The following is a 14,978-nucleotide window of genomic DNA, read 5'->3' as shown; positions in this document are numbered from 1 at the left end:
AAAACCCGCTACTTGGCGGGTTTTTTTTACTTCTAGAAACGACTTACATTGAAGCAGGCTGAACAGGAATCGCTTTTTTCACACCGGTCAACTTGTTACGAGCGCGGATCTCTTCATCGGAGACTCCGTCTACCTCATCAAACTTAGCGCCTTCGAAATAGCAGAGCGTTGGTTGGAAGCCATCCAGTTCTGAACTATCTAGCTGGACGTAAGCGGCAATAATAAGCAGGTCGCCCTTGTTCGCTTTATGAGCCGCAGCACCGTTCACAGAGATTACACCGCTGCCACGCTCAGCACTGATAACGTAGGTCGAAAAACGTTCGCCGTTATTGATGTTATAGATCTCAATTTTCTCATACTCATGAATACCTGAAGCATCTAGAAGGTCCTGATCAATGGCGCAAGAGCCTTCGTAGTGCAGTTCAGCATGAGTGGCTGTCACGCGGTGCAGCTTCGCTTTTAAGAAAGTTTGTAGCATATCTATAACCCATGAATTGGTTGGGGATTCTATCCCTGAGTCGAACGAGGTCGCGATTTTACTCTTATCATCTAAATTTTGCACCTGCGTAATCGTTCTAACAATATTCAAAGTCAATTCAGGTTAAACATGAGCTGATTTCAGTCAAAGATGAAATGCAATCAAAACCATTCCAATCAACTTGTTATAGAATATGCGCCTCAAAATTCGTTTAGATAAAAGGCGTGACAGCGTGCGTGACTATTCTGCAACAGATCAACTACTAAAACAGCTACTCAAAGAGCGCATCCTTATTCTGGATGGTGGCATGGGTACGATGATCCAGGGGTACAAGCTAGAAGAAGCCGACTACCGTGGTGAGCGCTTTGCAGATTGGCACTGTGACGTCAAAGGTAACAATGATCTATTGGTGTTAACGCAACCCAAGATCATCGAAGATATTCACTACGAGTACCTCAAAGCGGGCGCCGACATTATTGAAACCAACTCATTCAACGCGACCACCATCGCGATGGCCGACTATGAGATGGAATCGATCAACCACGAGATCAATGTCGAAGCGGCTAAAGTGGCACGTCGTGCTGCGGATCGCATGACGGCCGAGACACCAGACCGCCCTCGTTTTGTTGCAGGTGTACTTGGCCCGACCAACCGCACCGCTACCATTTCACCCGATGTAAACGATCCCGGTTTTCGTAACATCACCTTTGATCAACTGGTTGAAGCGTACACCGAGTCGCTTGATGGTTTGATCACCGGTGGTGCAGACCTGATTCTGATCGAAACCATCTTCGATACCTTGAACGCTAAAGCGGCCGTTTTTGCCTGTGAGCAGTACTTTGACGATCACAATCTAAGACTCCCATTGATGATCAGTGGCACCATCACTGACGCTTCAGGCCGCACGCTCTCTGGCCAAACGACCGAGGCGTTCTGGAACTCTCTTCGTCACGCTAAACCACTCACCATCGGTTTGAACTGTGCCCTAGGCCCTAAAGAGTTACGCCAGTACGTTGAGGAGCTCTCTCGTATAGCGGATACCTATGTCTCTGTTCACCCTAACGCGGGTCTACCCAACGCCTTTGGTGAATATGACGAATCTCCTGAAGAGATGCTGAGCGAAATTGCCGAATGGGTCGACTCTGGCTTCGTCAATGTGGTGGGTGGCTGTTGTGGCACAACCCCAGATCATATACGCGTCATTCGCGAAGGGATCATCTCTAAAGCGCCACGTCAGATTCCAGATCTACCGATAGAGTGTCGCCTAGCCGGCCTAGAGCCTCTAAACATTGGAGCTGAGACTCTGTTCGTTAACGTCGGTGAACGGACCAACGTCACCGGCTCTGCTCGTTTCCGCCGACTCATTAAAGAGGGTGACTACGAGACAGCACTAGAGGTCGCTCGTCAGCAGGTAGATAACGGTGCACAGATCATCGACATCAATATGGATGAGGGGATGCTGGATGCCGAAGCGGCCATGATTCGCTTCCTCAATCTGATTGCATCCGAGCCAGATATCTCACGTGTGCCGATCATGCTCGACTCCTCTAAATGGGAGATCATCGAAGAGGGTCTAAAACGCATACAAGGTAAAGGCGTTGTTAACTCCATCTCACTCAAAGAGGGTGAAGAGAAGTTCATAGCTCAAGCCAAGCTGATTCGTCGCTACGGTGCTGCGGTGGTCGTGATGGCCTTTGATGAAGTGGGTCAAGCCGACACCTATGAGCGCAAGATTGAGATCTGTGAGCGCTCTTATCGCGTGCTGGTCGATACCGTAGGCTTCCCACCTGAAGATATCATTTTTGATCCGAACATCTTTGCCATTGCTACCGGCATCGAAGAGCACGACAACTACGCAGTCGACTTTATTGAGGCGACTGGTTGGATCAAAAAGAACCTACCGCACGCTATGATCTCGGGCGGTGTCTCCAACGTCTCGTTCTCGTTCCGTGGTAACGACAAGGTCCGCGAAGCGATCCACTGTGTATTCCTCTACCACGCCATCAAACAGGGCATGGACATGGGTATCGTCAATGCGGGTCAGTTGGCGATCTATGACGACCTACCTGAAGCGCTGCGTGAGCATGTTGAAGATATCGTACTTAACCGTCGCGAAGACGGTACCGAGCGAATGCTCGAGCACGCTGAACAGTATCGAGGTGATGCGGCCACTCAAGCGAACGGGGCTGATTTGGCATGGCGTGAACTGCCTGTCCAAGAGCGCCTATCGCACGCCCTAGTCAAAGGCATTGCCGATTACATCGATGAAGATACCGAAGAGTGTCGTCACCTGTACGATCGTCCACTGCACGTCATCGAAGGTCCATTAATGGATGGTATGGGCGTTGTAGGTGATCTGTTTGGCGCCGGTAAGATGTTCCTGCCTCAGGTGGTGAAATCGGCCCGCGTTATGAAGAAAGCGGTTGCCTATCTGATGCCTTACATTGAGGCGGAGAAAGATGGCAGCGAGTCGAGTTCAGCCGGCAAAGTGATCATGGCGACCGTAAAAGGTGACGTGCACGACATCGGTAAGAATATCGTTGGGGTGGTACTGCAGTGTAACAACTTTGAGATCATCGACCTCGGTGTCATGGTCCCTGCAGAGACCATTCTGAAAACAGCCCGCGAAGAGAACGCCGATATTATAGGTCTGTCTGGACTGATCACACCGTCACTGGATGAGATGGTGCATGTTGCTAAAGAGATGCAGCGCCAAGGCTTTGACATACCGCTGTTGATCGGTGGCGCAACCACGTCAAAAGCACACACTGCAGTTAAGATTGAACCTAGCTACCAGAACAACCAAGTGGTGCACGTAACCAACGCATCACGTTCGGTCGGTGTTGCCTCTGCCCTACTCTCGAAAGAGCGTAAAGAGCAGTTCATTGCCGACACTCGTGAAGAGTACCAGGCGGTTCGTGAGCGTCACCTGGCCCGTCAAAATGAGCAGCGTCGCGTCAACATCGATGCGGCTCGTGCGAATGCAGAACCGGTAAACTGGGAAGGCTACCTACCGCCAGTACCCAACAAACCTGGCATCCACACCCTCAATAATATTCCACTGGAATCACTGCTTGAGTTCATTGACTGGACACCCTTCTTCCAATCTTGGGAGCTGGCCGGCAAATACCCTCGCATCCTGACCGATGAAGTCGTTGGCGAACAGGCAACCAAACTGTTTGAAGATGCCAAAGCGATGCTTAACAAGATTGTTTCGGAAAAACTGTTAGAGGCACGTGCTGTCGTTGGGCTATTCCCAGCTAACCGCGTCGGTGATGACATCGAACTCTACACGGACGAGAGTCGCACTGAGCTATTAACGACGGTTCACCACTTACGTCAGCAGACGCAAAAGATTGAAGGTCGATACAACCACTGTCTGTCGGACTACATTGCGAGTAAAGAGAGTGGTACACCGGACTATCTAGGCGCCTTTGCTGTCACAGCGGGCATTGGTGTTGACGAGATGGTGGCCGAGTTCGAAAAAGACCATGACGACTACCAATCAATTATGGTTAAAGCTCTAGCTGACCGTCTCGCCGAAGCGCTTGCCGAGAAACTCCACGCAGATGTCCGCAGGGATTATTGGGGCTATGCTTCTGAAGAGTCTCTCGATAACGAAGCGTTGATTCGCGAAGAGTATGTTGGCATTCGCCCAGCACCTGGCTACCCAGCCTGCCCTGACCACACCGAAAAAGGGTTACTGTGGGAGCTTCTGGATGTCGAGCAGCAGGTCGGCATGACGCTGACTGATAGCTTTGCCATGCTACCCACCGCCGCTGTCAGCGGATGGTACTTCAGCCACCCTGAGGCGAAGTACTTTGGTGTTGCCAAGATCAGCGAAGACCAGGTAGAGGACTACGCTCATCGTAAAGGGATGGAGTTGTCAGAAGCTGAGCGCTGGTTGGCACCGAATCTAGGGTATGAGCCGGAGTCGTTGTAAAAGCACGTGATTTGAATGCGGTGACAGGCTGAAGGCCTGTCACCCGTACCTTGATCGGCACCATTATGATTATTCGCGGTTTTTCGCTTCGCTCAAATTCGCTCCTACAACACTGCCTTGTAGATAATCTGCTACAAAACCCGATTGTAGGATCGAATCCCCCGAAGGGGAAACCGCGAACCTAAGGCCTCTCAACGTTGTGATGAACTTACACCAAAGTGCCCGTGACTGGCTTTAGCCTGTCATCGGCATCACCAGCGTTTTCCAGAACCTCTGCGAACACCAGACAGCGGATGACAGGCTAAAGCCAGTCACCCGGTCTTAGCAAAACCTCTGGATAAACCACGCCAAACCACCTTATAACTTTCCCGACTTAACTTGATCCAAATCGACCTAGCACTCCTACACCTTAAGTCTTAGTCCCGCTCTGTAAAATAACTACACACCCCAGTATAATGCGCGCTGCGAAACTATCACCGCAGATTCCGAAGGAAATAAATTGAGGTCACAAACTTCAATTTGATGGAATCCTACCGTTAACATTTGGGGACTAGAATGGCTAAAAAACCAAGTACCATCGTCTACACACTCACTGACGAAGCACCAGCACTTGCGACAGCATCACTACTACCGATCGTACGTAAGTTTGCTAAAACCGCAGACATTAATGTTGAACTCTGCGACATCTCACTAGCAGGACGTATCCTCTCCTCTTTCCCCGAGTACCTTAACGATCAACAGAAGGTTGAAGACGGTCTAGCACAACTAGGTAACATGACCTCTGATCCAAACCTTAACCTGATCAAACTACCAAACATCTCAGCCTCTGTACCTCAGTTGAAAGCTGCAATTGCTGAACTTCAGGGCCAGGGCTACCACGTACCTGAATTCCCAGATGAGCCACGTAACGACAAAGAGATCGAGATCCGTGATCGTTACTCTAAGATTCTAGGTTCCGCTGTTAACCCTGTACTACGTCAGGGTAACTCAGACCGTCGTGCTCCAGCGGCTGTTAAAGCCTTTGCACGCAAGCACCCACACAGCATGGGGCAATGGAGCAAAGCGTCACGTACGCACGCTGACTACATGAACGGCGGCGACTTCTTCTCAAGCGAACAGTCTGTAACGATGGAGAAGGACACTAAGGTCCGTATCGAGTTCATCTGTGGCGATGGCAACATCACTGTTAAGAAAGAGCTAGACCTTCAGAAAGGCGAAGTACTTGACGGCATGTTCATGAGCGCTAAAGCGCTACGCAACTTCTTCGAAGAGACACTTCAAGACTGTAAAGAGTCTGGTGTTATGTGGTCACTGCACGTGAAAGCGACCATGATGAAAGTCTCTCACCCAATCGTTTTCGGTCACGCAGTGACTGTCTTCTACAAAGAGGTATGGGACAAGTGGGGCGAGCTGTTTGAAGAGCTAGGTGTTAACCCTAACAACGGTATGGGTAACATTCTTGATAAGCTTGAAACACTGCCTAACTCTAAGCGTGAAGAGATCCTAGAAGATATCCACGCAGCAGCACTGCACCGCCCAGAAATGGCGATGGTTGATTCCGTTAAAGGCATCACTAACCTTCACGTACCTTCAGACGTTATCGTCGACGCCTCTATGCCTGCGATGATCCGTAACTCAGGTAAGATGTGGGGCCCTGACGGCAAGACTAAAGACACTAAAGCGGTCATGCCTGAATCGACTTACGCTCGTATCTACCAGGAGATGATCAACTTCTGTAAGACTCACGGTGCATTCGATCCAACGACTATGGGTACCGTTCCAAACGTCGGTCTAATGGCGATGAAAGCGGAAGAGTACGGTTCGCACGATAAGACCTTCGAAATGGAAGAGGATGGCATCATGCGCGTCGTTGCTGAAGACGGCACTGTATTGATGGGCCACAAAGTTGAGAAAGGTGATATCTGGCGTGCGTGTCAGACCAAAGATGCTGCGATCCGTGACTGGGTTAAATTGGCTGTGACTCGTTCACGTCAATCAGACACTCCTGCGATCTTCTGGCTAGACGCTGAACGTGCCCACGACCGTGAACTTCGTAAGAAGGTAGAACTCTACCTACAAGAACACGACACTGAAGGTCTAGATCTTCGCATCATGTCTTACGTACGCGCGATGCGCTCTACTTGTGAGCGTCTAATCCGTGGCATGGATACCATCTCTGTTACCGGTAACGTACTTCGTGACTACCTAACCGACCTATTCCCAATCATGGAGCTAGGCACTTCTGCTAAGATGCTATCCGTTGTTCCAATGCTTGCGGGCGGCGGTATGTACGAAACAGGCGCTGGTGGTTCTGCACCTAAGCACGTACAGCAGGTTGTCGAAGAGAACCACCTACGTTGGGACTCTTTAGGTGAATTCCTTGCAATCGGTGTCTCACTAGAAGAGCTAGGCATCAAAGAGAACAAACCACGTGCTAAAGTTCTTGCAGCAGCACTCGATCGTGCAACTGAAACACTACTTGAGCGTGGTAAGTCACCCTCTCGTCGTACTGGTGAACTGGACAACCGCGGAAGCCACTTCTACCTAGGCCTTTACTGGGCACAGGAACTTGCACAGCAGGAAGAAGATAAAGAGCTAGCAGCAACCTTCGCTAAAGTTGCTGAAGATCTAAGCGCTAACGAAGCGAAAATCCTAGAAGAGCTAGCAGCCGTTCAAGGCAACCCAGCGGATCTTCAGGGTTACTACCATGCACCGCTAGACGTTGTAACTAAGGTTATGCGCCCAAGTGAGACTCTAAACAGCATCATCGATGCCTAAGGGTTAGCGTGAATAAAAAAACCGCGGCTTGCCGCGGTTTTTTTGTTGGAGCGATCTTGAAAAGGTCGCGAAAAAAGATCGCCTCATCTTCGATAAGGCTCCAACGTACTGGTGACAGGCTTTAGCCTGTCATCCGCTTTTAAATTACGTGCAGAGCTTGGCAGTAAACTAAAAGAGCGGGTGACAGGCTAAAGCCAGTCACCGGCAATCTGCCCAAACTAGGCTTTCGCTTTCAACGTCATCACCCCACCCAACACAATCAACCCCATACCGGCAATCGTTAAGGTTGCTAGAGTCTCATCCCACAACAACCAACCGACCAGACTGGCTATGATGACTGAGCTGTAGGTGAATGGCCCAAGATAACCAGCGGGGGCGCTATGGTATGCCTTAGTCATTGAGAGTTGCGCCAAGGTCGATAGCGCAGCGATTCCAATAACACCCGCTAACTCAAACCAGCCCAGTGCCACCCACCCCTGCAGTGCAAAGGGTGCACTGAATAGTGACGCAAATAGCGAGAAGTAGAAGACCACCCTGCGAGAGGGTTCTGTATCTTTCATTTTACGCACGAAAATTTTTGCTTGAGCCCCCAGCACAGCACCAGCAAGGCCTATCAATACTGCCAGTTGCAAACCGGCATTGGCCGGATTAAGGACTAGTGCTACCCCAACAAACCCGATCGGTAGGGACCAAAAAAGAATGGGGTGGATCTTCTCTTTCAAGAACCAGAGCGCCAGCAGTGGCATGAACAGCGGTGCCGTCTGTTTTAATAGGGCTGCCGTACCCAGAGGAAGATGGGTCCAGCCATAGTAGAGACAGGACATAGCAGAGACACCAACCAGAGCCCTACCCAAATGAAGGTTGATGCGTGAGGTTTTCAGCGAGATCCCCTTCGCACCCAACACCAGTGGTAGCATAATGAGCAGACCAAAGGCGTTTCGTAAGAAGACCAACTGTGCAACCGAGAGCGCCTCAGCAACGGTTCGAATTAACACACCGGTAGCCACCAAGACAGCTTCTGCAAAAATAACTAACAGAACTCCTTTTAAGAGCTGGTTCGCCCCCTGCTCACTCACAACGAGAATCGCTGGTAGTCGTCAGAGAGAGTCTCTGCCGTTTTAGCGCTGGTCACAATCGCTTCATAGCCCTCTTCAGGGTTTGATAGATACTGATTAACGACGCGCTCAATATCACCTAAGGTGACAGCTAACACTCTTGAGCGATACTCCATGCGTTGTTCCGGTGTACGGCCAAAGAGCGCATTCAGGTGAGTCGCTTTAGCTTCGCCAGCCGGTGAACCCGGTTTATCGATCGAACTGATCACACCCAAGATTGCCTCTTCCAACTTTTCAGAATCCGCACCACCGTCAAGCAACCAAGCCACTGATTGATCGAAATGGTTGATCGTCTCGATGCTGTTTGGATCACGGTAGCTGTAGAAACGGAATAGCCCGTCACCACTGTCTTGGCTAGCACCCGAACCGTAAGCACCACCCTGCTCTCGAATGGCACGATGCAGGTAACCGTTGCGGAGAATCTCACCAGCAACGGTCAACGCGGCGGCATCTGGATGCGCAACAGTAACGGTCCTGAAGACCTTGGCACAGAAGTTTACCTGTGTATTAACAATCCAAGCCTGCTGCTTCACTGGCGCTTCAGCCGATACTTGGAAAGGCTTATCGACCGAACCAGAGGATAGACGCGCGAACTCTTTTTCAAACTGGCGCAGACAGCTCTCTTTATGCTCTGAATCAGCCACTAACAGCGCTTTAGGGCTAGAGGCCATTATTGCTTGGTGAATGCCTCTAAGCTCTTCAGCCAGGGCGTTCAACTGGCTTTCATCACTGGATTGATCAGCCAACTCACGGGCCAATTTAATCGATGGCAAACCTCTAGAGGCGTGTGAGAAACCGGCCCCAGGTGCTAGACCTGCACTGGCGGCCAAAATCGCTAACGAGTGACCCTGCCCAGTAACAGACTGCTCTTTTCGAGACGCGTTCTGGTTTAGCAACTCAGCAATACGAGCCGTCTCATTAAAAGGTGCTGAAACCAACATATCGGCCATCAACTCAGAGAGTGCCGCTTGATTAACAACCAACCCTTTGCCGGATAAGATCAGGATAGCGCGCAGTTGTGTCGCATCATCGGTCGCCGCTCGCGCATTGATAGAAGCTGAGATTCCACCACTGATGGCACTCTCCAATGCCTGGTGCTCTTTGTAGGTTCGGCCAGCACTACCCAATTCCGTTAGACACTGAGTGTAGAGTGGTAGAAGGGTCTGCTGCCTTGCCGTTAGTTCTGGCAGATCAAACAGCAGCTGTTGGTAGACGATGCCATTGGTGCCGGCTGTAAACCAAGTAGTGGAATCATTGACCTGATCACCTACCGGGAAGTGACATTCAACAGGAACATCCTCTAAAGTCACTTTTGGCAGCAGTGAAGGGTCATCGGCTTGGGTTTGACGCTCTTCGAGCTGTTTAGCGAGCGCATCGATCGACTCTAACGCTTCACGACTCAAACTCTGTTTGTATTGGGCCAGACGATCCGCCTCAGCCTGATCTTTACGCTGACTCAATTCGGTATCAGGCCTTAGAGTGAGTAGCACACGGTGCGGGTTATCGAGCAACCAAGTTTTTACTAGATTCGGAATGAACTGAGGGTCTTTAATCTCCTCTCGTAGTTGATCCAGAACAGAGTCAATATTGAGGCTCGCAATGGCATCACCACGGTGAATCGCATTTGATAGGGAGGCTAGGATTAGCGACATACCAAAGGGGTAGTGATCACCAGTAATTTCTCGTTGTTGAAGCTCCAACTGGTGCAGTTGGGCGGCCACAACGGATGGATCAACACCCTGATCAACCACCTCTTGCAGCGTATCCAACACCAGCTGCTCAAACTGCGCCGCTCGCTCAGGCTCACTCCCCTCGATACCACAGAGGAATGACATTTCGCGATTAGAGTCCTCGATACCACAAAGCGGTGAAGGTGCAGCTCCTAAATCTGTTGACTCTAGAGCGGCTCGCAGGGGTGAACTGGAATTATCCAACAGAACGCGTGACAGAAGTTGCCCCTCAAGCTCTGCCTTAAGATCGATCGACGGTTTGGTCAACCAACCAATGACATGATGGGTCTTACCCTCTGTCTCACCCTGATCGAGTGGGTAGGCCTCTTCTACCTTGATCGGGGCAAAGTAACGCTTCTCATCAGCCACACTCAATTCAGCATCGAGTCGTTCAAAACGATTAAACGCCTGCTCTTCAAAGCGACGCTGTAATTCGTCAACGGGAATATCACCAAAGGTCATGACAATGGCATTACTTGGGTGATAGTGGGTCTCATGAAAGGCTTTTAACTGATCGTAGGTCAGATCCGGAATATCCGCAGGTTCACCACCCGAGTTGTAGTGGTAGGTCGTCGTTGGAAACAGGTATTTAGAGACGGTTTGCCACAGCACCGATGTGGTTGAGCTCATGGCCCCCTTCATCTCGTTGAATACGACTCCTTTAAAGAGCAGGTCCGACTCTGGATTACCCGCTTCCGCTAGTTCTACACGGTGTCCCTCTTGCGCAAAATCTAATGGGTCGAGACGCGGGAAAAATGCAGCATCAAGATAGACATCCAAGAGATTGAAAAAGTCTTTACGGTTCTGGCTGGCAAAGGGGTACGCAGTCCAATCGCTGCTGGTAAACGCGTTCATGAAGGTATTCAGTGAACGGCGAGTCATCATGAAGAAGGGATCACGAACAGGAAAACGCTCACTACCACAAAGCGCTGTATGTTCGAGGATATGAGCCACCCCGGTTGAATCTTCAGGCATGGTTCTGAAGGCCACTAAAAAGACGTTTTCATCATAGTCAGTTGCAAGGTGGAAGTGCTTAGCCCCTGTCGCCTTGTGCTCATACTCACTCATCTCGATACCGAGCGAGTTGATCATTTCTGAACGGATAAATTGAAAACTCTCGTGTGCTTGTGCCAAACCGAACAACCCTTTAATAAAATTTATTGCAGAATTGTACCGACATTGAAGCATTTAAGCATCCACTTCGAACCATTCGATATTACTTAAAAGCCCCATATTTACTGGGGGTTAAGGTTAAAAATCATAACTAAAAACTTGAAATCTTGAGTAAAATGCTCAACATTATAGATAGCTATAAAACTAAAGCGTTCAGGTTGAAATAAACCGAACCAAACCAGCAACGAGAAGAGGACATTATGGCCACTTACGACAGTATCAACACACAAGCACAGGGTGCCGTACGCGATACCAATAAAATGATTCGCAACACATACATGTTGCTTGCGATGACCATGGTATTCAGTACCGTCACTGCCGTTATCTCTATGGCGATCAACCCACCGTTTATCGTCTACCTAGGAAGCATCATTGTCAGCTTCATTATGCTTTTTGTCATCAACAAGAAGCAGAATACAGCCGCTGCACTTCCATTGACCTTCCTATTCACAGGTCTAATGGGTTTTGGTCTAGGCCCTATCCTTAACTCTTACCTAGCACTACCGAATGGCGGTCAAATTGTAGCGACGGCTCTGGGTATGACTGCTGTAACCTTCTTCGGTCTAACGGGCTACGTCATGTCTAGCCGCCGTGATTTCAGTTTCATGGGTGGATTCCTAGCTGCGGGCTCTATCGTACTGATCGTAGCGATGCTTGCGATGTTCATCCTGCCTCTGTTCGGTGTGGATGTATCAGGCATGCAGCTTGCTTTCTCTGCCGCGGTTGTATTCCTAATGGCAGGTTTCCTTCTGTACGATACAAGCAACATCATCAACGGTACCTACACTAACTACATCATGGCGACGGTGGGTCTCTACCTAAACGTCTACAACTTGTTTGTTCACCTACTGAGCCTAGTGGGTGCGTTTAACGACGACTAATTTGTTGTTTGAATGTCTTTATAAAATCCCTGCAATTGCGGGGATTTTTTGTTGGAGCTATATAGAAGATGTGGCGGTCTTTTCTTTAAGATCTAGGCAAAAGCTAAATTAAAAGCACTTCTATCCGACTGGCGTCGGCTAGCCTTCTTCTTTGTGTGAGCAAAGAAGAAGCAAGAAAACACACCCCGCTCCTTCGGCCTTCGGCACACTGCGCGCGATACTCTTTTTCTAACATCGAAAGGCACATTTCAGAGCCTGCTCCGTGCAGGCGCTGAAACTCTCGCCCATCCGGGGCTCGATCCTTTCAAAGTCTTAACGAAAAAGAGCACCGTGCTCGTTCTCAGTCGGACGGGGAACAGGGTGCAAGATTCGAATCACGTGCCAGTCGTCCACGTCCGATCGAGAGTGAGTACGATGGTTTTTCACGGTTAAGAGTTCAATCGGCTGAGGCCCGGATGGCCGAAGTCTGCAACGGAGGCAGGAGCCGACTTTGCAGTGTTCTATTGGACTTCAGTGAAAAATCATTGAACGGAGCGTGCCGCAGGCCGAGTGAGCGTGGTCAGTTTTTGGGTACTTTTTGCTGACCAAAAAGTGCCAATGGCCAGCCTTTAGGCTGGGTATTCGCTTTTGATCTTCAATAACAAAACAACCACAAAGATGTGCCTATCAAAAATAAGTTGTTAGAATTCTCACCATGAAATACACCCTCATCATTCAATCCGCGCCGATCGATCATCAGAGCAGCCATACCGCTTTGCGCTTTGCTCGTACGCTTTTGAAGGCGGGTCATAGCATTGAGCGCCTCTTTTTTTATGGTGCAGGTGTACACAATGCGACGAGTCACAGTGTTGCTCCGCAAGATGAGTTAAACCTGCCTGAGCAGTGGCAGCAGTTTGTTACTCAACACTCACTGGATGCTGTTGTCTGCATTGCGGCGGCGGTACGGCGTGGGGTTATTAACTCAGCGGAGAGTAGCCGCTACAGCAAGACGGGTGACAATTTAGCGGACGGCTATGATCTATCGGGTCTGGGGCAGCTAGTCGCCAGTGCGGTGGAATCTGACCGTGTCGTTACCTTTGGGGCTGGTTCATGAAACAGTTTCTTGTGATCACCTCTTCAGCACCTTATGGAAGCGCTCAAGCCCGAGAGGCAACTGACCTTGCACTGGCTGCCGCTCTGTTTGATCAGAAGGTCTCTCTTCTGTTTCAGGGTGATGGCGTGTTCCAACTGCTACCGGATCAAAACCCAGCAGTGATAGAGCAGAAAAACCTTTCCGCCATGCAGCAGGCGCTTCCGCTCTACGATGTAGAGGATCTGTTCTATTGTGCTGACTCTTTAGAGGAGCGAGGCATTACTCAAGACAAGCTTGCTCTGCCGGCAAAAGCGTTGAGTCGTTCTGAGATCGCACTACTCATTCGCCAACAGGATCATATTTTCCATGTCTAGCTCCAACGACAAGATCAGAGGCACTCTCTACATCGTCAATACACCGCCTAACAGCCCCAACAAGCTTCAGGCATGCCTTGAGCTACTGCAGGCTGATGATCATCTACTTCTTATCGAAAATGGCGTCTACTGGGCTTCTGAAGGCTTAAGCCGTTCATTACAAGAACTACCCTGCCCCGCGACGGTTTTAGAGTGCGATTGCCAGGCTCGTGGGGTCCTTAGTTCATTACCGACCTGTAGCGATGGTGGGTTTGTCGATCTGACGATTCAGTATCCGCGCTCTGTGAGTTGGTTCTAATGAGTGATCTGCTGGTTAACGGTGTTAGCTACCCATTGGATGCCGAAGGGTACCTAGAAAATTTAACTCAGTGGAATGTTGAGCTGGCTGAGGCATTTTCAAAGAGCATTGATCTAGAGCTAACAGAAGCTCACTGGGAATTGATTGACCTGATGCGTCAGTTCTATCAAGAGTTTGATCTCTCTCCGGCAATGCGTCCGTTCATCAAATACACCACACTGCATCTGGGGCCTGAAAAGGGGAAAAGCATCTACCTAATGCAGCTCTTTCCTGGCGAGGGTAGCCCGGTTAAGCGTATTGCCCTGATTGCAGGACTGCCTAAACCGGACAACTGTCTGTAGGTTATCTAAACCGCTTTTTTGAACAGGCGGTGGAAGTTAGCTGCTGAACGTTCAGCCACCTCTTCTACTCTAATCCCTTTAAGATCAGCAACGCACTGTGCGACCTCTGCGACGTAACCTGGCTGGTTCGGTTTACCTCGGTAAGGTACAGGCGCTAGATAGGGTGAATCGGTCTCAATAAGGAACTTATCCAGTGGGACCGCTTTAACGACCTCGCGAAGATCCGCGGCGTTCTTAAAGGTGATAATGCCTGAGAAAGAGATCATAAAGCCGAGCTCAATCGAGCGCATCGCCATCTCCATCGTCTCTGTAAAACAGTGCATCACCCCAGCAGTCTTTGGATCCGCATGCTCCTGCATCACCTCAAGCGTCTCTTCTCTCGCTTCACGTGTGTGAATGATGACGGGGAGATCCAACTCACTTCCCAGCTTTAAGTGGTTAGCAAAACTCTCTACCTGCTGCTCTTTGGTATCCGTCTTATAGAAGAAATCGAGTCCAGTCTCACCTAAGGCGACGACACGCTGATTTGCCGCAACCGCTTGGCGAATCTGAGCCTCATTCCAAGGACTCTCTTCGACGTGGCATGGGTGAATGCCAACCGAAGCGTAGACATCAGACTGCCCCTCTATTGCCTCTAACATCGCAGGGTAGAGATTCATATCGATACCGACACAGAGCATTTTAGAGACACCGCGTTGACGTGCATCATTAAGCAGCTCAGTCAGTGAATCGTTATGTTTGGAGAGATCTAAACGGTCTAAGTGACAATGAGAATCGATGAACATGATTGTAAAC

The 14,978-nt window shown here is 49.9% G+C and carries 11 protein-coding genes; 7 read left to right on the top strand and 4 right to left on the bottom strand.

The window, feature by feature from the left end; genetic code table 11:
• Positions 1-43 precede the first annotated feature (43 nt).
• Positions 44-478 carry an aspartate 1-decarboxylase gene (gene panD, locus XMD579_RS04180; protein ID WP_173481584.1) on the bottom strand — a complete coding sequence of 145 codons (435 nt, stop codon included), beginning with the start codon at positions 476-478 and terminating at the stop codon, positions 44-46.
• Positions 479-710: 232 nt separating this feature from the next.
• Here panD and metH point away from each other — a divergent pair, with 232 nt between their 5' ends.
• Positions 711-4,421 carry a methionine synthase gene (gene metH / locus XMD579_RS04175; protein WP_371815180.1) on the top strand — a complete coding sequence of 1,237 codons (3,711 nt, stop codon included), beginning with the start codon at positions 711-713 and terminating at the stop codon, positions 4,419-4,421.
• A gap of 555 nt (positions 4,422-4,976) precedes the next feature.
• Entirely contained in the window at positions 4,977-7,199 is a 2,223-nt protein-coding gene (locus tag XMD579_RS04170; protein WP_173481586.1) for an NADP-dependent isocitrate dehydrogenase, read from the top strand.
• A gap of 218 nt (positions 7,200-7,417) precedes the next feature.
• Here the strand turns inward: XMD579_RS04170 and XMD579_RS04165 are convergent, their stop codons facing one another.
• Together XMD579_RS04165 and XMD579_RS04160 are read right to left on the bottom strand one after the other, a co-directional pair.
• Entirely contained in the window at positions 7,418-8,275 is an 858-nt protein-coding gene (locus XMD579_RS04165) for a DMT family transporter (RefSeq protein ID WP_173494334.1), read from the bottom strand.
• A complete protein-coding gene (locus XMD579_RS04160) occupies positions 8,272-11,178 on the bottom strand; it encodes an insulinase family protein (RefSeq protein ID WP_371815179.1) in 2,907 nt (968 codons plus the stop codon). The genes XMD579_RS04165 and XMD579_RS04160 overlap by 4 nt, the downstream gene beginning before the upstream one ends.
• Positions 11,179-11,417: 239 nt before the next feature.
• On the opposite strand from XMD579_RS04160, the gene XMD579_RS04155 reads away from it, so the two are divergent.
• The 5 genes from XMD579_RS04155 to XMD579_RS04135 all read left to right on the top strand — a co-directional run bounded on the left by XMD579_RS04155 (position 11,418) and on the right by XMD579_RS04135 (position 14,183).
• The gene (locus tag XMD579_RS04155) at positions 11,418-12,098 is read left to right on the top strand and encodes a Bax inhibitor-1/YccA family protein (protein ID WP_173481588.1); all 681 of its coding nucleotides are present in this window, start codon (positions 11,418-11,420) and stop codon (positions 12,096-12,098) included.
• A gap of 694 nt (positions 12,099-12,792) precedes the next feature.
• Positions 12,793-13,191, top strand: a complete 399-nt coding sequence (gene tusD, locus XMD579_RS04150) for a sulfurtransferase complex subunit TusD (protein WP_173481589.1) — start codon at positions 12,793-12,795, stop codon at positions 13,189-13,191.
• Positions 13,188-13,544 (top strand): sulfurtransferase complex subunit TusC, encoded by a 357-nt coding sequence (gene tusC / locus XMD579_RS04145; protein WP_173481590.1) that lies wholly within the window; start codon positions 13,188-13,190, stop codon positions 13,542-13,544. Before tusD ends, tusC begins: the two co-directional genes overlap by 4 nt.
• Positions 13,537-13,842, top strand: a complete 306-nt coding sequence (gene tusB / locus XMD579_RS04140; protein ID WP_173481591.1) for a sulfurtransferase complex subunit TusB — start codon at positions 13,537-13,539, stop codon at positions 13,840-13,842. The genes tusC and tusB overlap by 8 nt, the downstream gene beginning before the upstream one ends.
• On the top strand, positions 13,842-14,183 hold the full coding sequence (locus tag XMD579_RS04135; protein WP_173505891.1) for a TusE/DsrC/DsvC family sulfur relay protein: 342 nt from the start codon (positions 13,842-13,844) through the stop codon (positions 14,181-14,183). The genes tusB and XMD579_RS04135 overlap by 1 nt, the downstream gene beginning before the upstream one ends.
• A 5-nt stretch (positions 14,184-14,188) precedes the next feature.
• Here XMD579_RS04135 and XMD579_RS04130 read toward each other — a convergent pair whose 3' ends face one another.
• The gene (locus tag XMD579_RS04130) at positions 14,189-14,968 is read right to left on the bottom strand and encodes a TatD family hydrolase (protein WP_173505890.1); all 780 of its coding nucleotides are present in this window, start codon (positions 14,966-14,968) and stop codon (positions 14,189-14,191) included.
• Positions 14,969-14,978: the final 10 nt, after the last annotated feature.

The organism is Marinobacterium sp. xm-d-579, from assembly GCF_013282935.1.
In the GTDB taxonomy this organism is placed as follows: domain Bacteria; phylum Pseudomonadota; class Gammaproteobacteria; order Pseudomonadales; family Balneatricaceae; genus Marinobacterium_E.
The sequence above is the reverse complement of the archived record's forward strand: the minus strand, read 5'-3'. Positions and strand labels throughout refer to the sequence as shown.